Consider the following 17,066-nt stretch of genomic DNA (forward strand, 5'->3'; position numbering starts at 1 on the left):
TGATCTTCCTGTGCTTGTTGCGGTCGTGCCCCATGTGAGAGATCTCCGATGGGATCGGGTCCGCCCCTGCTCAGACCGCCCGCCTGATGCGGGCATGAGGAAGCGGCCCCTCGATGGGCCGCAGTGATCGCGGTCAGTGCCGCGACAAGGTCATGAGCGCTGCCGCCCCCCTCGGGCGGCGCGCAGCAAAAAGGCCCGCTCCTGGCGGGCCTTGATTGTCTGTCAGGCGCTCTTGGGCACGCCTGACACGCCTTGATAGTGCACCATTCATCGTTACATGGTCAATCACCGCCTTTGATCTGGCGTTTCGGGGGCCGTGGCCGTGGCTTACCGGGAATCGCAGGCGCCATAGCGTCCAGGTCCCAGAGGCGACGCCCGGCCGTGCCGTATCGGATCAAGCGCCCCTCGCTGGCCCACTTGAAGAGAGCGCGGCGCGAGCAGCCCCAGTAGAGGCATACGGCCTCGGTGTCGACCAGCCTCATGGCGCGGTGCCGTCGTCATACGAGGGAACGATCTCGCCGCTGTCACAGCAGTCGTCCGCTTCGTCCTGGACCTCTTCGCCGCACCCGTTGCACCACCAGTAGACCGGCTCCGGCTCATCGCTCACGCGCCCTCCCCTTCGAGTAGCTCGATCCACTGCCACCTGAAGTACTTCGTACCGCACGACGGCGCCTCGGGTGTGCCGATGCACCGCACATCCGATGACGCATCGTCAGCAACGATCAGCGCGCCGCCGCAGTCGCCGCAGACCGAGTCCTTCAACATCCTTTGCGGCGCGTCGTATCCCAGGATGATCCGCGCCGACCGCACGCGCTTGCGCAGATCCTCTTTCACTTCGTAAACAAGGTCGTCGTGTCCATCAGCGCTCGCCATGGCGCACCAGTCGGGCAATGCGCGCAGGACGCTGACCACGGTCACGCCCTCCCGCTCGCCATGCTCCGGATAGAGCACCTCCCGCAGGGCGTCGTAATGCTTGCGCGCGTCGGCCTTAATGGTCATCAGAAGAGCCAACGCCTCTTGATTTCCAGGGGGATTGGAATGCGGCTTGTCGCTTGATCCAATGCTTCCACTCGCCGCCGCCGATACGGGCTCCGATATCGCATCTTGCAACTGATCAATTAGAGACGGGAGTTGTGCAGTGTGTGCCCGCGCCTCGAAATGCGTCGGACAGCCGCATTCATGATGCCTGCGCCTCCCGGGCGGCATAGACGATCGCCCTACCTGACACAGCGTCACATGCCTCGTAATAGGTACCTGATATTCGGCTCGCTCTTCCCAGCCGTCGGCCAGCTGGGCAACAAGGCTGGCTATGAACTCGGAATCATTCATGGCCGCTTGCCGATACCCAGCCGCGCAAGCCGCGCGATCCGGCGTGCCTCGCGCTCGAACGCCTTCGGGTCGTGGAACGGGCACTGAGTGATCGTCAGCTTCGCATCGGCGGGATGCCGCGAGCGGTGCAACAGCTCCATCAGCCGCCAGAGATCAAGCAGCATCGGAACCCCTCCGCCCGGCGAAGTCATAGCTCTCGCTCGATGGCCAGCCCCACAGATCACCAAAGGACTTGCGCCGGACCACCAGGCCGACACCTGCCGGGTCGGCGCAACGCCGGTCGACGCCGTACCGACCTATCCGGTGCCGGTCGGCGGCGCTGTCACAGCTGAACGTCCGGCAGCACGCGGGGCAGTGCGACCGGGTCAGCCCGGTCCACCACCGCCCACACGCGGGGTGCTTGATCGCATACCAGGGCAGAAGCTGCCCCTCGGTCTGACTCATAGATGCCTCAAATCGCGTCAGTCAGACGTGTCAGAGCGCCTCGCAGCCTCCCGGTGACGCCAGGGAGCCAGGGCGGGGGTCCAACGCGTCAGGGAGTTAACTCATCGGTAACTAGGGGCACTCGTCGTGGACAGCCCAGTGCAGCCGTTCGTGATCGATGGCCCAGTACGGCTGACCGTCCTCGATCAGGCGTCGGCAGGAGCGGCAGCGGTGCGGGCGGTGATCAATACGGCGTGGGGTCGCAGCGCTCGCAGGAACGGGGTGCCGGATCCCCTGTGCGCCCGCCTGAGGCGTCGCGGAGGCACAGGGCAGGTCCTGGTGCCCAGTAGCGCTCACACGGGCTCGGGGAGGGTCCGGGGCAACCTCCGTAACGTCCAGCCGGGTTGAGTCCTGGCCATGAGCGCCGCACGCGTGGGACGCGACGATCTCGTACCCGGTCGTCGGCACGCTCGCGGTGCGCAGCCGCAGCTTCCAGGGCCGTCCAGCCTGCGTGATCACGTCGTAGGTCCGGCGTCCAGCGGTCAGGGCGGCCCGGTAGTGCTCTGCGTCCAGCGGTTGGGGATCTACGGCTGTCGCGAGTCCGGAGACCTGGCACGCGAAGACGTAGCTCTTGCATCGGTTGCAGGTGGCGATCTTTACCTGTGTGTCCAGTAAATGATCTATCTCTTGTTCCTCCCGTTCTCTTTCCTTCGTCCCCCGTCCCGCCCCTTTAAGGGCGGGAACGGGGAGGACGAGAAGGACTAAGTTCCGGAACGAAAGGGAACGATCACGGAACGAAGGGACGGCGTCGCATAGAAACTCTTAAACTTGCTGGTCAAATAGGGTGCTTGCAAAAGTTAGCGCCGGGGACGATCTTTCTTCATTTTCTTGATCGAATGACTCTGGTCCCATCATGTGCATGACGCTATTTCTTGATCGTTCCGCAGTGAGGAACTGGTGCAAAACCAGCCAATCTACGCACCGGCCGATCTTGGAGTTGTTCCCGCGGACCGCGTCCCTGATGTCGGTCTTGGTCGACGACTCGGGATGTTCGGCGACGTACGCGAGGACCGCGCGGCACAGCTTCGGGTCCGGATCGTCGTACCCCTTGACTTCCGCGTCGTCGGCGGGCCAGGCGGGCCACACGTTCGCCGTCGGCGCCGCCTTGCCCTCGAAGTCGATGACCATGTCTGCGAACCACTGCGGACGCGGCCCCGGTACCGCATGGGCGCGCACCCATGCCCCGCGGTCCTTCTCGACTCTCAGGCGGCTCTTGCCCTTCATGTTCTTGCCGATGGGGGTGATCAGTTCGAGGAGATATGAGACGCCTGTCAGGGCGCTGCGCTTGTGCTGCGAGCCGATGGCCCGCTTCTCTGCGTGCGGCACGTGATCGAGGACGACGACAGCCCAGTTGGCCGCGGCGAAGGGCTTGGTCACTTTGGCGTGCCAGGCGGCAACATCGTTTTCAAGGCGGCCGTCCAGGCCCTCAAGGGCCATGGCCTCCGTCATGCCGTCGAACACCGCGAGCGAGCCGCCCACGGCGATCAGGGCGGCTACTGACTCCGCGTCAGCCTCGGTGAGCGGCCCGGTGGGGCTCAGGTAGTGGAAGTAGGCGGCGACGTCCTCGCGGCGCGCTCCGAGCAGCTTGAGGCGCCGGATGATCGATATCGCGTCGTCCTCGAAGTCGATGTAGGCGACGTGATGGTGAGCCGCGATCTCCTGGACGGATATCAGGCAGGACAGCCACGACTTGCCCGCCTCGGACTCCGCATGGACGCCGTTCAGCTTGCCCCGGTAGAAGAGCGCGAGCGGCAAGTCCCCGGACAGATAGCCGACTTCCGTACGCGTCTCGTCGTCCGCAGCGTCCCACGCCGCTTTGATGTCCGCCGGGACCCATGTGCGGGGCATGAGGGCGCGCTGTCGCGCAGCGTCGATCTCGGCCCCTTCGCGGCGTTCTCTGAGCCGGTCGGCTTCCGCCTCCGCGCCCCTTCTCCTGCGCGCTTCGACGTCGGCTCTGATTTCCTCCCTTCGCCGTTGTGTGATACCGAGGAAATCCGGAAGGAGAGGCTTCGGTATCTGCGGTTCTATGAGACGGACTTGGTCATCAATATTGAGCGTCGCCGCGTAGTCGGCGAGCGTGTAGAGGATCGGGGGGAATGATGACGCGTGGCCGTTCTGGTCTGCTGTCTCCGTCACGGCCATACGCCTTTCGTTCAGTTGCCATCGGCACTACGCATAACCGCCTGGACGTCCGCCGCGAGGGCCCGCGCCGCCTCGCCCCGAAGCGCAGTCCCCGACCCGGGGCAGCGGATCCGCACCGCGCTGTGCGACCAGAGCTGCATGGGGTGTTCGGCCAGGCGCGGCCCCCGACGTGACATGACGGCGTCCGGTGCGCCGCCGCACCGCGGGCAGGCGCTCATCGCTCCCGCCACCAGTACGCCGGTAGCTCCGGGGGGCTGTGCTGGACGAAGTCCTCGCGTCCGGGTGTCCCTGACCAGGACTGGCCGCAGCGGCATTCGTGCCTGCCGTCGCAGTCGACGCGCACGCAGCGGCAGGCCAGCTCCCGCGCGCCGCACACCGTCGCGCCCTCGCGCAGGGCGGCTCTGCGCCGCAGGGTGTCGCGCACGCGCTGCGACACATCCCATGCGACGGCGTCCATATAGTGCGAGCTGTCCAGGGCCGTGGGATCAACGGTCGCTTCAGCGGTCAGGGCTTGGGAGGCGATGCGCACCCTCATGGCGAGCGAGTCCCACTGGTGCCAGACACGGTGCAGGGACACGGTGACGTCATCCAGGGCCAGGCCGGTCGTCTCGTAGCACGCCCGGACCACCGACTCGGTAACGCGGTCGATCAGCGGCTGGGTGCGGTCGTCCGGCACAATCCGGTGATCGTCAGTTTCCTTCATCGGCGCCTCAGGCTTCACCCATGACCAGTCGCCGCCGTCGTCCAGCGCGGCGGGCGCCTTGCCGCTGCCCTTGCACTCGGCGACGTCGTACACCCGCGTCATGGTCACCCGGTGATGGGTCCGCACAATAAGAGACCCCTGGTCACCGACGACCAGGGGTATCGACTTGCGGCACAGAGGGCAAGCCCCTTCTTGATCAGGTTTCTTGGTCATTGTCCTCCTTCAGGCGCGGGTCGATCAGGTCGGCAGCCTCGCCGTAGACGAAGCACGGGACACACCTGATGTGGTCGTGATGCTCGTGCTGCGCCCCGCGGATCTTCTCGGCCAGCTCGTGCGCGATGGCGTCGTAGATCTCCGTTACGAGGACGTCGCGCAGCGGCTGCGGCAGCGTGCCGAGTGCGTCGGTCAGCTTCTGGCGTCCGAGGTCATTCACTGTCACTCCGCTCGCCCGCGATCCGCCGCGCCGCCTCGCGCAGCACGTCGCCGGGCACGATCACGGACACCTCGCCCTCGCCTACTCCGGCCCCCAGGGCGTAGACGCGCTGCCACGCCTCGACCGTGAGGAAGGGGAAGGCTCCGATCACGAGATAGCTGCCGTCGTCCAGCTCGATGACGTCGGGGCAGGTCTCGCCCGTCCAGCAGCCGCTTCCGGTAAGGCGCCGCATCAGCCCTCCTCCGTACGCGGCGGCAGCGGCAGTCCGAGGCGCATGAACATGGAGCGCACCGCGGGCAGTTGGTACAGGTCATCGGCGGGAACGCCCATGGCGGCAGCTGCGGCCATCTCGCTGGCGAGCGTGATCCGCTCTGCCTTGCGCTCCAGCTCCGCGACGTCGACCTTGAAGCGCAGCGCGCGGTCTGCGATCTTCTCCAGCGCCCTGGCGGTCCGCGCCTCAGGTGTACGGATCCGGTCGAACGCCCTGACGTCGTCGGCGATGCGCTCCAGAAGATCGGCGGGCAGCGCCTCGCCGTGGTGGATGTAGTCCTTCATGGAACCCCTTAAAGGAAGTGTGGAACACAATCAGGAAGACGTGGAATGCGATTGAGGGAATGCGGAATCGAATATAGAAATCGATTCACCTTGACAGCCCATATCGAGGGCCCGCACAGTTCCCCCATGACTTCACTCGATGGGCAAGTAATGGCCTTTGCCGATGCGCTGGAAAATGCCGGGAATACCGAAGCCGCCGAAGAGCTGCGCTCGTACGCTGCCTCTATCCGTGAGGCGGTCAGGGGCGCAGACTTCTACCCCCGTCTCGCCGATGCGCTCCAGGCGGTAGCAGACAGCGCCGAAGCGGCGGCCGACGTGGTTCGTGATCACACGGTGCCGCCGCTGGGTCAGTCCTCCCTGAGCTGATCGAGAAGCCCCGCTTCGTCCAGCTCCGCGAGCGCGCGGTCCGCCACGGGGTAGATGAGCGCCACCTCAGGCCCGTACCGGCCACGGCACGACGCCGCCCACCGGGCCACCTGGGTCAGGCGGTTCAGCGTGCCCCTGGGCACCGGGACGGGGGCGTCGGTGCACCACGTCAGGTGCGCCTCCAGGTCGAAGACGGCGTCATGGCAGTGCGGGCAGTCGTCGCGCTGACGGCATGTCACCGCGTCGGCATCCATGGTCATCCGCTCATGGCCCGGCAGCTGGTACATCCTTCGCCCGCAGCACGGCGTGACCTCGTCATCGGGTCCCGGTACGGCGTGGACGGTCTCGCGCTCACCGCAGGCGCAGGGCCAGCAGAACGGCTGGTCCTTGTAGTTGCGGTACACGGCGGGCGCCCGCTCGCAGACACAGCACAGCTCCGGCGCCGCCGCCTTCTCCGGGGTAGCGACGCGGGGTTCCGGCGCCGGGGCAGAGACGCCAGGGTGGCCCCAGTACCACCACACGGAGCGCCAGAAGGCGCCAGTGAGGATCTCCTTCATGGTCGCCGCTTCCTTCCCCCGTGACACCGGCAACGGCACGGCGCCCCGCAGAACTTGCACTGCCCCGCGATCTTGACCGTGCCGTCGTAGCGCTGTGCCTGCGTCTGGCAGTACTCGTGTCCGGTGCGCCCCACGCGGTCCATGTCCGTCCAGTCGCGCGAGCCGGTGACGAGAATCCGGTACGGGGCGCTCATCCCCGCCCCCTCTCGATCGCCCGCGCGACGTCCTCCAAGGCCGCGTTCAGGTACTCCTCGGCCTCGTCGATGGGCTCGCGGACCTTCGCGGCGCGGACGATGGCAGCGTCCTCGTTCTTGATCTCGTTGCGGTAGGCGCTGAGCTTCGGCCCCCAGTACGACACGGTGTGCTCGTCGTCCAGCATCTCGATCAGCTCATCTCGCGCGCTCACTTCTGCCCCTCCTCGATCAGCCATGCGGCCCGTTCCAAGGCGCGATTGATCCGCTTGTCGTCGTCGTTCATGATCCGGCGCAGCTTCGTGGTGCGGACGGTGGCCGCGCACGCGCGCCGGACGTCGGCCTCAAGCGCGTCGACGAGATCGGTTGCCCAGACCTCATCACCTGCGCAGGAGATCTGGTCGCGCATCACGATCTCGATCAGTTCGTCCCGCGCGCTCATGGCCGCTGCCCCATATACCGCACGTACAGGCGCGCTTCGCCGTCCACGGTGCGGGTCGTCGCCTCGAACGTTCCGGTGGGCACGTACGCGCGGTACGTGCCCGTCTTGATCCGGTGCGCTGCCCCGCAGGCCGCATTGGCGCTGGCGTACGTGCCGACCATGGCCCACTCGCCGGGCCGCTTGCGCAGCGCAGCGGCGGCAGCCCTGTGGTCAACTCGCCCTTGCCGCCACGTGCGCGGCGGAGGCTCTTCGAAGCGCAAGCTCATGCCGCACCGTCCAAGAGCGCATCCAGCTCTGCCTCTGCGTCCACGGCGTCCAGCTCGTGACCGAGCGGCACCAGGAGGTACGACAGCGTCAGGAAGTGATCGACCTGGCCGGGGTCGGCGTGCATCTCTGTGGTTCCCTCGGGACTGTCCAGGGTGATGTGCACCTCGTAGGGGCCGCAGCGCCAGACGCGGACGTCTCCGTCACCGGGTTCGCGGGTACAGCACAGCCCGTCGGCGAGGACGTCGCGCGCGAAGATCCACGGCTTGACGCCTCCGTGCAGCGGGTCGGCTATGGCCATGGTCACCGCGAGCGGGTCGGCCGGGTCGTACTCCAGCATGGAGCCGTCGGCGTAGGCCACGTGCCCGTGCGGCAGGATCACTTCAAGGTCAATCGGTACGCTCAGCATGTCTCCCCCTCGGAGACGACAGCGCCCCCACCGGGAACCGGAAGCTCTTCGGTGGGGGCGTCGGGATCAACGGATTCACGTCCCGTGACCGGGACGTCAGTTGCCTCGTGTGGATCAGGGCGCGGGGCCCTGTGCCACAGGCGTCGGTGATGCGGCCCGCGGCGGCGCCCGCGCGGCTGGAGCAGGGACACAGTGACCCCCGCGACCAGCCCGCCGATGCCGCCGCAGGCCAGGATGATCAGAGCCTCGTGCATCGCGTGCAGATGCACTTGACGCGCAGGCAGAACGGGCAGACGGGAATCATCAGCCGCCGCGGTCGACGGATCATCGCTCCTCCGCCTCCACCAGGGCCATGAGCGTTGACGCCTCGGTGCCGTCACCGCCCGTGTGTCGGCGTACGACGTGGTTCCAGAGTTCGGAGAATGATCCGTCCTCGTCGTTGGGCAACACCCACTCTTCGTAGGTGCAGCTGCTGACCGGGCAGGACATCACACGATCAGTCATGAGCGGCGCTCCTCCTCCGCGTCGCAGCAGTCGCCGCAGAACGCCTCGTAGTTGATGAATCCCCAGTGCTCATCCCGGCGCGGGTAGCGCTTGCAGCCGGGGCACATCAGGCCGATGCCGAGAGCCGCTGCGTCGTAGCGGGTGATGTAGTGCGGCCCGAAGACGATCGGGTCAACGGCACGTTCAGACACAGTCGTTCCCCTCCGCGTCGTCGCAGCAGCCAGCACACGAGGCGTCGGTGTCGCCGTCGATGTAGCCCGCCGCTTCGCCGGGGAAGATGTCGCTGCCGCAGCACGTGCACTCCATCTGATCTTCGGCGTAGAAAAAACGGACGCCCCCGGGAGGCTCCGCGGGGGCATCGGGTCGGGTGAAGGGATTGGTCATGCGCCGTCGCCCCTCTTGTAGAGCCTGCGATTCCAGGCGGCCCATACGTCCTTGACCACAAGGTCGGCGAAGAGGACGGCCAGCAGTGCCGTGCCGGTCATGAGCCTCCGCCCCTGATGTAGGTCTCGAAGTCTTTGGCCTCGGCCAGCACGGACTTCGTGTAGCCGCCCGCTCGCTGCATGGCGTGCTGGAGCGCAATGACCCTGATCACCTGGTCCGCCGTCAGATGGACGGGGCTCACCCCGCAGGTGCAGGGCACGCTTTCGCCCGCGGACACAAGGCCGTAGTCGCAGTGCGTCGCATGGGTGCGGTTCCTCATCAGCAGCACCCGCATCCGCATACACATGGCTGGCAGCACGGTGTGCAGCAGCCGCAGCGGCACTCGCACGCCGTGTCGGACGGCGGGGCTGTGTTCTTGCTCATGGTCGGCTTCATGTGATCGCCTCGAATCGATCAATCGTGATCTCTGCGCTGCACTGCTGGCACGGGATCGGGTCCGTGTTCAGCCACGCCCGCCAGAAGGGGTGCACTGCTTGCTTCAGGCCGTCCCGGTGCACGGTGCACACCGGGGCGGGAGGCTGGCCGCCGCAGTCCTCGGCTGACAGGTGCGTGAAGTACACGACCCATGCCGCCTGGTGCGGGCACGGTGGATCCCCGATCGCCATGAAGCAGGGGACCTTGTCCTTGAACATCTCCAGGGCCAGAGCGCGGGTGGCGTCGGTGGCGTTGTGGCGCGGGAGGGAGGTCATGAGCGGACCCCCGTGTCTGTCGAGTACGTGTAGATGTGCCGCTGCTCGATCTCCCGGGCTATCTCGTCGGCGCGCGCCTCGGCCGCGCGCTCCGCTTCGCGCTCCGTCGTCGCCTGCCCGTTGGCCGAAGGGCCGTCACCGTCTACGCTGGGCACGACCAGCCATGCCCAGCGACGGGGCTGGGTCCGCGACGGGGCAATGGTGATCTTGAAGTCCATCACCCCACCGCCTTGTAGCACGTAGCCCAGGTGACTTCGAGGACGGCCTTCGCTCCGGGTACGGCGTAGCCGCTGTTCCTCTTGGAGCGGTCGCCGATGATCCGGGACTCGTTCTGCCACACCCACGACGACGTGGTCAGCGACGTGCCGCCGGAGCGCAGCCGCCTGCCGTCCAGGTAGACGGTCACCGTGGAGCCGCGCCGCTCCCACGTGTAGGTGTGCGCGGTCGTCATGTACGCGGGCGTCTGGACGCTCCACTCGCTGCCACTGCCGTGGCTGAAGGCAGCGACGTTCGTACCCCGGTAGTCATCGACCTCGGGGTAGTCCAGCTCCGCGCGCCCCTCGTAGCGCAGCCACGCGCTCTTGAACCCCGAGTCGGCGCGCGTGACCTTGACGCGGGCGCTGTACCTCCCGTCGCGCAGGTCCATGCACTTACGCGGCACGACCGCGGCGACGACGTTGCTGCCCCCGCTGGCCGGACGGTACATGGACACCTTGAGCGTGCCGGTGCCGTCGTAGCCCTTGCCGATGGACACGGTGCGCTGCGGCTCGTACGTCCCGCCGAAGGGAGCGCCGCCGTTGCCGTCGGCGCCGCTCCTGGCCGTGTCCGACCAGCCCGACGGGTAGGCCCACAGGGTGTCGCGCCAGTGGCCGGACAGCCCGGAGCAGTAGGCGCGCGGGGTGTCGGCGTAGTGATCGCAGCCGCTGAACGAGCCAACCGGTACGGGGGCGTTGACCGCACTGTTGAAGTTGTCGGCGTAGATCTGCTTCCACCCGGGCAGGTCGCCCTTGGGCATCGCGTTCGGGGACGGCGCACCGTCGGCGCCGGGGGCAAGAAGCAGGGCCGCTACGAGAGCGGCCCCGGATGCAGTGATGATCAGTGGTGTGCGCTTACGTCGCTTGTGCTTGGGCATCGCCGTCCTCTTCCTCGATCGGCTCTACCGACCATGCCTCGGGTACGGGCGCGGTCGGTGATTCCTCGTAGTGGTGATCGGGCTCTTCCTCGCTGCGGCTCGGCTGGCTCACCGTTCCACCTCGGTCTTGAACGCGTCGGCCAGCGCTGCAACGGCGTCGGTCACCACGGCGGACGTCCCGGTGATGACGCCGTGCACGATGACCTCGCCGTCGGCGTCGTCGCGCTGAATGGTGAGCGTGGCTGTGTACTGCGGCAGGGTCACGGGCCTGAACAGGTCGGGCAGGTCGCTCATAGCTTCAGGTCCCGTTCCAGGTCGCTGATGCGCTTGGCCATGGCGTCGCGCTCCTGCTTGATCTCGTGTTGAGATCGCACGGGCGTGGTGGTCATGAACCAGTACACGGCTAGACCTGCCAGCGTCAGTGGCCAGGCTGCGGCTATCAGGAACGCAAGCACGGCATACATGCCGCGATCCTTGTTGAAGCCTTCGATCGGGCCTGTATAGGTGTACGTCCAGCCGTCGATGATCCTTGCCCGCATGACGCCGTACAGGTAGCGGGCCGCGAACAGGACGGCCACGGCGTACGCGGTCACGGACAGGCTGATGATGAGTGTCGTCATGGGGCACGGTCCTTCGTGAGATCAACGCGTCCGCCAGGACACCGGACTGACGTGACGGCGGAGCTGCCGTGCTGGACGACTTCGCGCCAGTGCGGGTGCACGTCGCTGCCGTACAGGGCGCGCCAGTGGCCGTAGCTCCGCTGGACTTCCCCGCACTGCGGGCAGTAGGCGCGGCGCCGGGGCTCGGTGGCAGGCAGGCGGCGCCGACGCTGACGCCGCTTCGCTACGGTGGTCATGCGGCGGCTTCCTCGATCAGCTCATTGAGCAGGAGCAGGGCTTCGGCGTTGTGTAAGCAGAAGAGATCCGTTTCCTCGTCACTCAGACCCATGACCCGCTGCGCGCAGATCTCGATGTACTCGTCTTCGTTGTCGATGGTGTTCGCCGACCAGCCGCCGTGCACGGGTATCCAGTCCAGCTGTGCGCCGGTAAGAACGGCTGCCCACCCGGCAATGCAGTACGTCGTGCCGCACGAGGTGCGCTTCGCCCAATGGTCCTGGTCGTGCTGTTCCGGGTGTTCCCGGATCATGTCGCGGATCTTGACCAGGAGTTCAGTGTTGCGAGCCATTGCCTTTCTCCTTGTGCCGGTGGCACACCCCGGAAGGAATGCCGTAGCGGGTGTAGCCGCGATTACCGGTGATGTAGTGCTCGGCCAGCCCACAGATACAGGCGGGTCCCTGATTCACTTCGGCAGCAAAAAGCCCTGGCCGCCACCGCGCTATATCGGCGCGGATTTTAGCCAGGGCTTCGTCAGATATTTCGTTGGCGGTGGGGCGCTTGCCCCTAGCCATCTGCCTCTGCCAGCTTCGCCAGCTCCTCATAGTCGGCGGCTTGCTGCTCCAGCCGCTTGCGTCCACGTTGACGGCGGGACGCGGTGGCGGGCTGCTCCATCGGTACCGCGTAGTCGAGCCGTGCAGCCTGGAGCCTCAGCTGTGCGGCGCGCGCCCACAGTTCGGCGATCGTGACGGGCAGCATGGTCATGGCTAGTGCTCCGCCGCGATGTGCGCCCCGAGGGCTTCGACAGAGTTGAAGGCTGCGGGGCAGTATTCGCAGTACACGAGGTACGACAGCACGGCTTGGGTCAGTCGCTTCATGATTTCCTTCGCGGGTGAAATAGCCCCGGACCGGACGGCCGGGCATTCGGCTAGGCGGCTGCCTTGTCCTGCTTGGCGAACCGCTCCATGGCCATGTCGTGGTACTCCGGATTGAGATCGATCCCGATGTAGTGGCGCCCCAACTGCCGTGCAGCCAGGCCCGTCGTCCCCGCCCCGCTGAACGGATCAAGCACGATGCCGCCCGGCTTGCAGCCCGCCGTGATGCAGCGCAGTGGAAGATCGACCGGGAACGTGGCGAAGTGGGCCCGCGGGAACGGGCGGGTGCTGATCGACCAGACGTCGCCGGGGTTCTTGCCTTCAGGGCGAGGGCCTGTGTATGCACCCGTCGCCGTCCTTGCATGGCTCACGTCGCGGGCGCGGAAGGCGTTGGCGCCTGCCTTCCGGTTGGGTGCAGAGTGCGGCTCGCGTATCGCGTTCAGATCGAACCAGTACTTGGGCTTCTTGCTGAACAGGAACAGTGACTCGCGTCGCACAGACAGGCGGTCAGTCACCGACTGCGGCATGGCGTTCGGCTTGTGCCAGATGATCTCATTGCGGAGAATCCAGCCGTCGTCTTGCAGCGCGAACGCGACGCGCCACGGGATACCGATTAGGTTCTTGCGGGGTAGGCCCCACGTTGGGCCGTCAAGGACGCGCTTACCCATACGACGTGCGGCGTTTTTCTCGTCGGGCTGTGTCGGCTCACCCTTGCCGGAGTAGTACGAGTCCCCGAGGTTCAGCCACAGCGTCCCGTCGTCGGCGAGCACGCGCAGCGCCTGGTCGAACAGCGCGCGCATCGTCTCGACATACGCAGCGGGCGTGGCCTCCAGGCCGTACTGTCCTGGCGTGCCGTAGTCGCGCAGCCCGAAGTACGGGGGTGAGGTGACGATGCAGTTCACGGACTTTTCGGGGGCGGCCGACAGGACTTCGAGCGCATCGCCGACCAGGAGCAGCGCACCGTTGTCGCGGTGATGGATCAACGTCCCTCGTTCCGTTGCTCAGGGCGGTAGGCATTGCCGTTGATGATCCTCGTGATGGTTGATGAAGCAACGCCGTAGACTTCAGCCAACATGACGTGGGACAGGACACCGTTCTTGTACTCTGCGCGGATCTCATCGGCCTCCGCATCAGTCAGCTTCGCGCTGCCGTGCCGCTCGCCACACCGCTTTGTTCCGTGCATGGCTTTGTCTGCCTCGTTCTCGGCGTGCGTCTTCCACGCAAGGTTCTCGATCCGGTTATCGCGCGAGTTCCCATTGAGGTGCGCTACTTCGTGTTGAGCGCTGGGGGGATCCCCAAGATAGGCGAGCGCTACGAGGCGGTGAACCAGCCAGCGCTTCGGAGCCCCTGCGGGCCCCGTCGTGATGTGCAGGTATCCGCTTATTGGATTTGCCGATGGGTTCAACCAGCCACGAGGGCCGTATATTCGGCCGTCTTCGGTGATCGCATACTTCGGCAGGATGCTAAGGACGCGAACTCTCAACGCCCTTCCTTTCTCGACTGGTTTCTATAAGCCGACCTAATCGTCGCTAGCGCCTGGCGCTGCCCGCCGTCGCCGCTGTAGGCCGCCCCGAGCTGGTCGACGGCGTCCTCGATCGGGATGCCGTCCGAGCACGCCGAACGAGCGGCCCAATAAAGAGCGTTCGAACGATTGCCGGGCGCGGCGTCGCGGACGGTATCGGCCAGCCCCGAGATCCCGCCCGTCCTTCGCGGCTGCGCGAACAGCGGCTTGGCGCGGACGGGTTGGGGCCTCTCGCGGCACAGCTCAACAAGCCACGGCGGGGCGTCGCGGACCGGTGCGTCGTGCTCTACGAGGTAGGGGCCCGACGTGGTGCGCGAACCGGCAGCCAGCACATACCCGCCCTGACTGCCCCCGTTGCCGCGCACGTCCACGAGACCCTTGACCGGGGACGCCTGCGAGGCGGGCAGTCCGGCTGGCCACCGGTAGTAGGCGTGCATGCCGAGCCGCCCCGTCTGCACGCGGTAGGTGTCCATCAGCTCCGACCAGTCCCCGCCACACCGCTCGCAGATCTCGCGCAGCACATCGGTCCCGTCGACCAGCGGACCGAGGCGCTCGTGAAGGTCCGCGTACGCGGTGCCCTCCAGTTGGTTGGGCCCCTTGCACACGTCGCAGTCCACGACCAGCAGCCCGGACGGCGCGCACGCAACCGCGATGTTCGCCATCGGGGAGTAGGTCCACGCCTCGATCACGCGGTCAAGGTCGCTGGTCGCCCACTCGCCCCATCGCAGTTTGTAGGGCTTGCTGGGAACGACAAGGTGCGGCTGCTTGTCGATGACGTCGCCGGACTGCGGGCAGCGGGTGCCACAGGGATTGCAGGGGAAGACGGACCAGCCTCGCTGCACCGCTGCCACGGCGTATCCGATCAGGCCCACGCTACTGGGCGTGCGCCCACAGCCAGGCGGCCCCGGCGAACCCGAGTGCCACGCCCGCGACCACAAGCAGGATCCACAGCGTGACGATGACGGCAGCGAGGGGCCCGGCCGCCCGCTCCAGGCGCTTCACCGGACGATGCCCGCACCGGACGCGGCGGCCAGCCAGGCTGCGTACTCGTGCGTGATGCCGTCGTACAGCTCCGCGTCCGTGACGCTGTGCGGGTCGGCGGCGTGGAAGAACGAGGCGTTGTCGACCCTCCGGCCGCGAAGATCGTCAAGCTTCTCCAGGAAGCTGATGCTCTGGCCGAAGCCGACGAAGGCCCAGAAGATCGGCAGCAGCGAGGCTTCGCGGAGCACGTCCGCCGCATCGGCCTTGCTGTCGGGGACGCCGTCCGTCTGGAAGATGACCAGCGCGGGGGTGGACTGCAACCCCGCCTGGTAGTCGGCGATCACGGCGCGCATCGCCGCCGCATAGTCGGTGCTCCCCCAGAACACAGCCGCGTGCGTGCGGTCGATGACTCCGGCGTACCCGTCCAGGTCGATGGGGTCGGGGGCTTCCGCGTCCGATCCGAAGTAGACGATCGGCACAATGCCGTCGTCGTCCAGGTTGGCGGACAGCCCGAGCGCCTGCTCGGCCAGTCGCTGGACGCTGCCGTCCTCGTAGTACGGGTACATGCTGCCCGAGTGATCGAGGACCAGATACACGGCGGCGCGCTGGCCGGTCAGCCCCGACTTCTCCAGGCTGACGGCTGCGGTCTTGGTGAGGCTGACCAGGCCGGGTGGGACTTTGCTCAGGCTGACGGCCGGGCCGGTGCCGGTCGGCGCGGGCAGGGGGGCGTTTGTCTTCTTGCTGCGGAACATGCGGACTCCTTCGCGGGTGGGTGCATGACGAAGGGGCCCGCGCTGCCACGGGCCCCGTTTTCGGACATGGAAAAGGACGCGCCCATCCGGGTCGCGTCCGTCGTGGTGGTGCAGTGGGACTAGAAGGGCGGCCCTCCGAGCGTCGCTGCGATCATGCGTACTTGTTCGGCTGACATGCCGTCAGGGTTCACGCCCTTTGACCTAAGGATCTCGGCGTCCTTCGGATCAACGGCAGACGGAGAGGCAGGGGCGGCCGGGGCAGGGGCTGCCTGCGCTGAAGCAGCAGGAGCCCCCCACTGAGGGGCGGGGTTACCGGGTGCAGCTCCCGCAGGGGCCGCCGTCGCAGCCCCGTTCGAAGGGGCACCCTGCGGCGAGGGCTGCTGCCCGGAGGGCGGCGTCCCCCACTGCCCCGCCGGAGGGCCCGCGGGCGCCGCCTGCACGCCCGCCCACATGTCGTGCTGCGGCGTTCCCGGTACGGCTGTAGCGGACCAGGCAGGGGGCTGTGCCACGCTCTGAGCCTGCGGCTGCGTGAACTGCTCGCGCGGGTGCGTGGCGATGTACGCCCGCGCCACCGCCTCATCCTGGGGCGTGTAATCCATGAGCGTCCACGGGGCGTTGCCCTTGGTGTTGGCCCCCTGGCCGAGCCGTCCGAGGACCATGCCGCCGCGCTGTCCCTCGGTCCTCAGCTGGCCGATAAGAACGGCGCCGAAGATCAGCGTATCCCGCAAGACGGGTGCTGATCCGGTCGCCTGGTCGACGGCGTCCAGCACATGTACCTCTGCGCCTATGGCTTCCTTGTCCCCGAAGCTCTGTGTCGGCACGGTCTTCACGGCGCCCGGATAGATCAGCAACAGATGCCCGTTCAGCTGGACACCGTCGAACTTGTCGCCTGCCCCGCCCGCACTGGGCTGTGCAAACGGGCTTTGAGGTGTGGTCACTTGTCCTCTTTCTCGTACTCGTCACAGACCTGAACAGTCCTCGCGTGCGACACCGTCTTGCCGTTCACACGCGAATGAGTCGTCACGGTCTTGGTGTCCCAGTCGATGCACTTGGGGCCGTCCTCACAGCCGACTAATCCAGCAGCGCTCACGATTGCGAGAGCGGCCAGCCATGCGCGGGTCTTCATAAGTTCCTTCCGGATACGGGGAGTTCATACCGGCGCGCCTCACATCCGGCGCATATCCAGTGCAGCGGTCCGCCGGATACCTCGGCCCACCAGTGGAGCTGCGGGAAGAGCCGGTGCATGAACGCGCGGAGCCGTCTCATGTCACACGCTCGTGACGTGATTCCTCGTACAGGGCCATGACCTCTTCCCTGCGATAGCGTCGCGTGCCGCCCACGGTGCGGACGTAGCCGATCTTCCCGGCCTTGGCCCACCGGGTCACCGTCTTCGGGTCCACGCAGAAGATCCTTGCCACCTGCCCCGGGGTGAGCAGCGGTTCGGGGTCGTTATCCATTCT

The 17,066-nt window shown here is 66.9% G+C and carries 35 protein-coding genes; 1 reads left to right on the plus strand and 34 read right to left on the minus strand.

Annotated features, from left to right (window positions below; genetic code table 11):
* Nucleotides 1-478 precede the first annotated feature (478 nt).
* From ACFWYM_RS12790 to ACFWYM_RS12825, 8 genes are all read right to left on the minus strand, one after another.
* Nucleotides 479-607 (minus strand): hypothetical protein, encoded by a 129-nt coding sequence (locus ACFWYM_RS12790; protein WP_384834424.1) that lies wholly within the window; start codon nucleotides 605-607, stop codon nucleotides 479-481.
* Complete coding sequence (locus tag ACFWYM_RS12795; RefSeq protein ID WP_384834427.1) at nucleotides 604-999, minus strand: hypothetical protein; 396 nt, start codon at nucleotides 997-999, stop codon at nucleotides 604-606. The genes ACFWYM_RS12790 and ACFWYM_RS12795 overlap by 4 nt, the downstream gene beginning before the upstream one ends.
* Before the next feature lie 326 nt (nucleotides 1,000-1,325).
* A complete protein-coding gene (locus ACFWYM_RS12800) occupies nucleotides 1,326-1,493 on the minus strand; it encodes a hypothetical protein (protein WP_384834430.1) in 168 nt (55 codons plus the stop codon).
* A 1,081-nt stretch (nucleotides 1,494-2,574) separates the two neighbouring features.
* Nucleotides 2,575-3,948, minus strand: a complete 1,374-nt coding sequence (locus tag ACFWYM_RS12805) for a hypothetical protein (protein ID WP_384834433.1) — start codon at nucleotides 3,946-3,948, stop codon at nucleotides 2,575-2,577.
* A gap of 220 nt (nucleotides 3,949-4,168) precedes the next feature.
* Nucleotides 4,169-4,870, minus strand: coding sequence for a hypothetical protein (locus ACFWYM_RS12810; RefSeq protein ID WP_384834436.1), 702 nt, complete (start codon nucleotides 4,868-4,870; stop codon nucleotides 4,169-4,171).
* Nucleotides 4,854-5,090: a hypothetical protein gene (locus ACFWYM_RS12815; RefSeq protein ID WP_384834439.1), complete on the minus strand. Its 237-nt coding sequence runs from the start codon at nucleotides 5,088-5,090 to the stop codon at nucleotides 4,854-4,856. The genes ACFWYM_RS12810 and ACFWYM_RS12815 overlap by 17 nt, the downstream gene beginning before the upstream one ends.
* Nucleotides 5,083-5,322, minus strand: coding sequence for a hypothetical protein (locus tag ACFWYM_RS12820; RefSeq protein WP_384834442.1), 240 nt, complete (start codon nucleotides 5,320-5,322; stop codon nucleotides 5,083-5,085). The genes ACFWYM_RS12815 and ACFWYM_RS12820 overlap by 8 nt, the downstream gene beginning before the upstream one ends.
* Nucleotides 5,322-5,645 carry a hypothetical protein gene (locus ACFWYM_RS12825; protein WP_384834444.1) on the minus strand — a complete coding sequence of 108 codons (324 nt, stop codon included), beginning with the start codon at nucleotides 5,643-5,645 and terminating at the stop codon, nucleotides 5,322-5,324. The genes ACFWYM_RS12820 and ACFWYM_RS12825 overlap by 1 nt, the downstream gene beginning before the upstream one ends.
* Before the next feature lie 126 nt (nucleotides 5,646-5,771).
* Between ACFWYM_RS12825 and ACFWYM_RS12830 the strand changes: the two genes are divergently transcribed.
* A complete protein-coding gene (locus ACFWYM_RS12830) occupies nucleotides 5,772-6,011 on the plus strand; it encodes a hypothetical protein (protein WP_384834447.1) in 240 nt (79 codons plus the stop codon).
* Here ACFWYM_RS12830 and ACFWYM_RS12835 read toward each other — a convergent pair.
* The 26 genes from ACFWYM_RS12835 to ACFWYM_RS12960 form a co-directional block, all read right to left on the minus strand.
* Entirely contained in the window at nucleotides 5,993-6,568 is a 576-nt protein-coding gene (locus tag ACFWYM_RS12835) for a hypothetical protein (protein ID WP_384834450.1), read from the minus strand. The two genes, ACFWYM_RS12830 and ACFWYM_RS12835, sit on opposite strands and share 19 nt — an antisense overlap.
* The gene (locus ACFWYM_RS12840; protein WP_384834452.1) at nucleotides 6,565-6,762 is read right to left on the minus strand and encodes a hypothetical protein; all 198 of its coding nucleotides are present in this window, start codon (nucleotides 6,760-6,762) and stop codon (nucleotides 6,565-6,567) included. The genes ACFWYM_RS12835 and ACFWYM_RS12840 overlap by 4 nt, the downstream gene beginning before the upstream one ends.
* A complete protein-coding gene (locus ACFWYM_RS12845; RefSeq protein ID WP_384834455.1) occupies nucleotides 6,759-6,974 on the minus strand; it encodes a hypothetical protein in 216 nt (71 codons plus the stop codon). The genes ACFWYM_RS12840 and ACFWYM_RS12845 overlap by 4 nt, the downstream gene beginning before the upstream one ends.
* Nucleotides 6,971-7,201 (minus strand): hypothetical protein, encoded by a 231-nt coding sequence (locus ACFWYM_RS12850; protein ID WP_384834457.1) that lies wholly within the window; start codon nucleotides 7,199-7,201, stop codon nucleotides 6,971-6,973. The genes ACFWYM_RS12845 and ACFWYM_RS12850 overlap by 4 nt, the downstream gene beginning before the upstream one ends.
* Nucleotides 7,198-7,467, minus strand: a complete 270-nt coding sequence (locus tag ACFWYM_RS12855; RefSeq protein WP_384834460.1) for a hypothetical protein — start codon at nucleotides 7,465-7,467, stop codon at nucleotides 7,198-7,200. The genes ACFWYM_RS12850 and ACFWYM_RS12855 overlap by 4 nt, the downstream gene beginning before the upstream one ends.
* Nucleotides 7,464-7,874, minus strand: a complete 411-nt coding sequence (locus ACFWYM_RS12860) for an SsgA family sporulation/cell division regulator (protein ID WP_384834462.1) — start codon at nucleotides 7,872-7,874, stop codon at nucleotides 7,464-7,466. Before ACFWYM_RS12860 ends, ACFWYM_RS12855 begins: the two co-directional genes overlap by 4 nt.
* 324 nt (nucleotides 7,875-8,198) lie before the next feature.
* The gene (locus ACFWYM_RS12865; RefSeq protein ID WP_384834465.1) at nucleotides 8,199-8,378 is read right to left on the minus strand and encodes a hypothetical protein; all 180 of its coding nucleotides are present in this window, start codon (nucleotides 8,376-8,378) and stop codon (nucleotides 8,199-8,201) included.
* A complete protein-coding gene (locus ACFWYM_RS12870; RefSeq protein WP_384834468.1) occupies nucleotides 8,375-8,569 on the minus strand; it encodes a hypothetical protein in 195 nt (64 codons plus the stop codon). Before ACFWYM_RS12870 ends, ACFWYM_RS12865 begins: the two co-directional genes overlap by 4 nt.
* Nucleotides 8,562-8,762 (minus strand): hypothetical protein, encoded by a 201-nt coding sequence (locus ACFWYM_RS12875; RefSeq protein ID WP_384834471.1) that lies wholly within the window; start codon nucleotides 8,760-8,762, stop codon nucleotides 8,562-8,564. The genes ACFWYM_RS12870 and ACFWYM_RS12875 overlap by 8 nt, the downstream gene beginning before the upstream one ends.
* Nucleotides 8,763-8,859: 97 nt before the next feature.
* Entirely contained in the window at nucleotides 8,860-9,081 is a 222-nt protein-coding gene (locus ACFWYM_RS12880) for a hypothetical protein (RefSeq protein ID WP_384834474.1), read from the minus strand.
* A 112-nt stretch (nucleotides 9,082-9,193) separates the two neighbouring features.
* Complete coding sequence (locus tag ACFWYM_RS12885) at nucleotides 9,194-9,511, minus strand: hypothetical protein (RefSeq protein ID WP_384834477.1); 318 nt, start codon at nucleotides 9,509-9,511, stop codon at nucleotides 9,194-9,196.
* The gene (locus tag ACFWYM_RS12890) at nucleotides 9,508-9,729 is read right to left on the minus strand and encodes a hypothetical protein (RefSeq protein ID WP_384834480.1); all 222 of its coding nucleotides are present in this window, start codon (nucleotides 9,727-9,729) and stop codon (nucleotides 9,508-9,510) included. The genes ACFWYM_RS12885 and ACFWYM_RS12890 overlap by 4 nt, the downstream gene beginning before the upstream one ends.
* On the minus strand, nucleotides 9,729-10,643 hold the full coding sequence (locus ACFWYM_RS12895) for a glycosyl hydrolase family 16 (protein WP_384834483.1): 915 nt from the start codon (nucleotides 10,641-10,643) through the stop codon (nucleotides 9,729-9,731). Before ACFWYM_RS12895 ends, ACFWYM_RS12890 begins: the two co-directional genes overlap by 1 nt.
* 108 nt (nucleotides 10,644-10,751) lie before the next feature.
* Nucleotides 10,752-10,937 (minus strand): hypothetical protein, encoded by a 186-nt coding sequence (locus tag ACFWYM_RS12900; protein WP_384834486.1) that lies wholly within the window; start codon nucleotides 10,935-10,937, stop codon nucleotides 10,752-10,754.
* Complete coding sequence (locus ACFWYM_RS12905) at nucleotides 10,934-11,263, minus strand: hypothetical protein (RefSeq protein ID WP_384834489.1); 330 nt, start codon at nucleotides 11,261-11,263, stop codon at nucleotides 10,934-10,936. The genes ACFWYM_RS12900 and ACFWYM_RS12905 overlap by 4 nt, the downstream gene beginning before the upstream one ends.
* Nucleotides 11,260-11,499, minus strand: a complete 240-nt coding sequence (locus ACFWYM_RS12910; RefSeq protein WP_384834492.1) for a hypothetical protein — start codon at nucleotides 11,497-11,499, stop codon at nucleotides 11,260-11,262. The genes ACFWYM_RS12905 and ACFWYM_RS12910 overlap by 4 nt, the downstream gene beginning before the upstream one ends.
* Nucleotides 11,496-11,828: a hypothetical protein gene (locus ACFWYM_RS12915; RefSeq protein ID WP_384834495.1), complete on the minus strand. Its 333-nt coding sequence runs from the start codon at nucleotides 11,826-11,828 to the stop codon at nucleotides 11,496-11,498. The genes ACFWYM_RS12910 and ACFWYM_RS12915 overlap by 4 nt, the downstream gene beginning before the upstream one ends.
* A 215-nt stretch (nucleotides 11,829-12,043) precedes the next feature.
* Nucleotides 12,044-12,241 (minus strand): hypothetical protein, encoded by a 198-nt coding sequence (locus tag ACFWYM_RS12920; protein ID WP_384834498.1) that lies wholly within the window; start codon nucleotides 12,239-12,241, stop codon nucleotides 12,044-12,046.
* A 163-nt stretch (nucleotides 12,242-12,404) separates the two neighbouring features.
* Nucleotides 12,405-13,334 (minus strand): DNA-methyltransferase, encoded by a 930-nt coding sequence (locus ACFWYM_RS12925; protein WP_384834501.1) that lies wholly within the window; start codon nucleotides 13,332-13,334, stop codon nucleotides 12,405-12,407.
* Nucleotides 13,331-13,834 (minus strand): HNH endonuclease, encoded by a 504-nt coding sequence (locus tag ACFWYM_RS12930; protein ID WP_384834504.1) that lies wholly within the window; start codon nucleotides 13,832-13,834, stop codon nucleotides 13,331-13,333. Before ACFWYM_RS12930 ends, ACFWYM_RS12925 begins: the two co-directional genes overlap by 4 nt.
* A complete protein-coding gene (locus ACFWYM_RS12935) occupies nucleotides 13,831-14,745 on the minus strand; it encodes a bifunctional DNA primase/polymerase (RefSeq protein WP_384834507.1) in 915 nt (304 codons plus the stop codon). The genes ACFWYM_RS12930 and ACFWYM_RS12935 overlap by 4 nt, the downstream gene beginning before the upstream one ends.
* 1 nt (nucleotide 14,746) lies before the next feature.
* Nucleotides 14,747-14,875 carry a hypothetical protein gene (locus ACFWYM_RS12940; RefSeq protein ID WP_384834510.1) on the minus strand — a complete coding sequence of 43 codons (129 nt, stop codon included), beginning with the start codon at nucleotides 14,873-14,875 and terminating at the stop codon, nucleotides 14,747-14,749.
* Nucleotides 14,872-15,606 carry a VWA domain-containing protein gene (locus ACFWYM_RS12945; RefSeq protein WP_384834513.1) on the minus strand — a complete coding sequence of 245 codons (735 nt, stop codon included), beginning with the start codon at nucleotides 15,604-15,606 and terminating at the stop codon, nucleotides 14,872-14,874. Before ACFWYM_RS12945 ends, ACFWYM_RS12940 begins: the two co-directional genes overlap by 4 nt.
* Nucleotides 15,607-15,725: 119 nt before the next feature.
* A complete protein-coding gene (locus tag ACFWYM_RS12950) occupies nucleotides 15,726-16,544 on the minus strand; it encodes a hypothetical protein (protein WP_384834516.1) in 819 nt (272 codons plus the stop codon).
* Nucleotides 16,541-16,732 carry a hypothetical protein gene (locus ACFWYM_RS12955; protein WP_384834519.1) on the minus strand — a complete coding sequence of 64 codons (192 nt, stop codon included), beginning with the start codon at nucleotides 16,730-16,732 and terminating at the stop codon, nucleotides 16,541-16,543. Before ACFWYM_RS12955 ends, ACFWYM_RS12950 begins: the two co-directional genes overlap by 4 nt.
* Before the next feature lie 136 nt (nucleotides 16,733-16,868).
* Nucleotides 16,869-17,063, minus strand: a complete 195-nt coding sequence (locus ACFWYM_RS12960; protein WP_384834522.1) for a BldC family transcriptional regulator — start codon at nucleotides 17,061-17,063, stop codon at nucleotides 16,869-16,871.
* Between the last annotated feature and the right edge of the window lie 3 nt (nucleotides 17,064-17,066).

This window comes from Streptomyces sp. NPDC059009 (assembly GCF_042740175.1).
Taxonomy (GTDB): domain Bacteria; phylum Actinomycetota; class Actinomycetes; order Streptomycetales; family Streptomycetaceae; genus Streptomyces.

Coding starts and splice junctions, on each gene's coding strand:
- ACFWYM_RS12795 (WP_384834427.1), bottom strand. CDS start 999: ATGACCATTAAGGCCGACGCGCGCAAGCATTACGACGCCCTGCGGGAG.
- ACFWYM_RS12800 (WP_384834430.1), bottom strand. CDS start 1,493: ATGCTGCTTGATCTCTGGCGGCTGATGGAGCTGTTGCACCGCTCGCGG.
- ACFWYM_RS12810 (WP_384834436.1), bottom strand. CDS start 4,870: ATGACCAAGAAACCTGATCAAGAAGGGGCTTGCCCTCTGTGCCGCAAG.
- ACFWYM_RS12820 (WP_384834442.1), bottom strand. CDS start 5,322: ATGCGGCGCCTTACCGGAAGCGGCTGCTGGACGGGCGAGACCTGCCCC.
- ACFWYM_RS12825 (WP_384834444.1), bottom strand. CDS start 5,645: ATGAAGGACTACATCCACCACGGCGAGGCGCTGCCCGCCGATCTTCTG.
- ACFWYM_RS12830 (WP_384834447.1), top strand. CDS start 5,772: ATGACTTCACTCGATGGGCAAGTAATGGCCTTTGCCGATGCGCTGGAA.
- ACFWYM_RS12835 (WP_384834450.1), bottom strand. CDS start 6,568: ATGAAGGAGATCCTCACTGGCGCCTTCTGGCGCTCCGTGTGGTGGTAC.
- ACFWYM_RS12840 (WP_384834452.1), bottom strand. CDS start 6,762: ATGAGCGCCCCGTACCGGATTCTCGTCACCGGCTCGCGCGACTGGACG.
- ACFWYM_RS12850 (WP_384834457.1), bottom strand. CDS start 7,201: ATGAGCGCGCGGGACGAACTGATCGAGATCGTGATGCGCGACCAGATC.
- ACFWYM_RS12855 (WP_384834460.1), bottom strand. CDS start 7,467: ATGAGCTTGCGCTTCGAAGAGCCTCCGCCGCGCACGTGGCGGCAAGGG.
- ACFWYM_RS12860 (WP_384834462.1), bottom strand. CDS start 7,874: ATGCTGAGCGTACCGATTGACCTTGAAGTGATCCTGCCGCACGGGCAC.
- ACFWYM_RS12865 (WP_384834465.1), bottom strand. CDS start 8,378: ATGACTGATCGTGTGATGTCCTGCCCGGTCAGCAGCTGCACCTACGAA.
- ACFWYM_RS12875 (WP_384834471.1), bottom strand. CDS start 8,762: ATGACCAATCCCTTCACCCGACCCGATGCCCCCGCGGAGCCTCCCGGG.
- ACFWYM_RS12880 (WP_384834474.1), bottom strand. CDS start 9,081: ATGAGGAACCGCACCCATGCGACGCACTGCGACTACGGCCTTGTGTCC.
- ACFWYM_RS12885 (WP_384834477.1), bottom strand. CDS start 9,511: ATGACCTCCCTCCCGCGCCACAACGCCACCGACGCCACCCGCGCTCTG.
- ACFWYM_RS12890 (WP_384834480.1), bottom strand. CDS start 9,729: ATGGACTTCAAGATCACCATTGCCCCGTCGCGGACCCAGCCCCGTCGC.
- ACFWYM_RS12895 (WP_384834483.1), bottom strand. CDS start 10,643: ATGCCCAAGCACAAGCGACGTAAGCGCACACCACTGATCATCACTGCA.
- ACFWYM_RS12900 (WP_384834486.1), bottom strand. CDS start 10,937: ATGAGCGACCTGCCCGACCTGTTCAGGCCCGTGACCCTGCCGCAGTAC.
- ACFWYM_RS12905 (WP_384834489.1), bottom strand. CDS start 11,263: ATGACGACACTCATCATCAGCCTGTCCGTGACCGCGTACGCCGTGGCC.
- ACFWYM_RS12910 (WP_384834492.1), bottom strand. CDS start 11,499: ATGACCACCGTAGCGAAGCGGCGTCAGCGTCGGCGCCGCCTGCCTGCC.
- ACFWYM_RS12915 (WP_384834495.1), bottom strand. CDS start 11,828: ATGGCTCGCAACACTGAACTCCTGGTCAAGATCCGCGACATGATCCGG.
- ACFWYM_RS12920 (WP_384834498.1), bottom strand. CDS start 12,241: ATGACCATGCTGCCCGTCACGATCGCCGAACTGTGGGCGCGCGCCGCA.
- ACFWYM_RS12945 (WP_384834513.1), bottom strand. CDS start 15,606: ATGTTCCGCAGCAAGAAGACAAACGCCCCCCTGCCCGCGCCGACCGGC.
- ACFWYM_RS12955 (WP_384834519.1), bottom strand. CDS start 16,732: ATGAAGACCCGCGCATGGCTGGCCGCTCTCGCAATCGTGAGCGCTGCT.
- ACFWYM_RS12960 (WP_384834522.1), bottom strand. CDS start 17,063: ATGGATAACGACCCCGAACCGCTGCTCACCCCGGGGCAGGTGGCAAGG.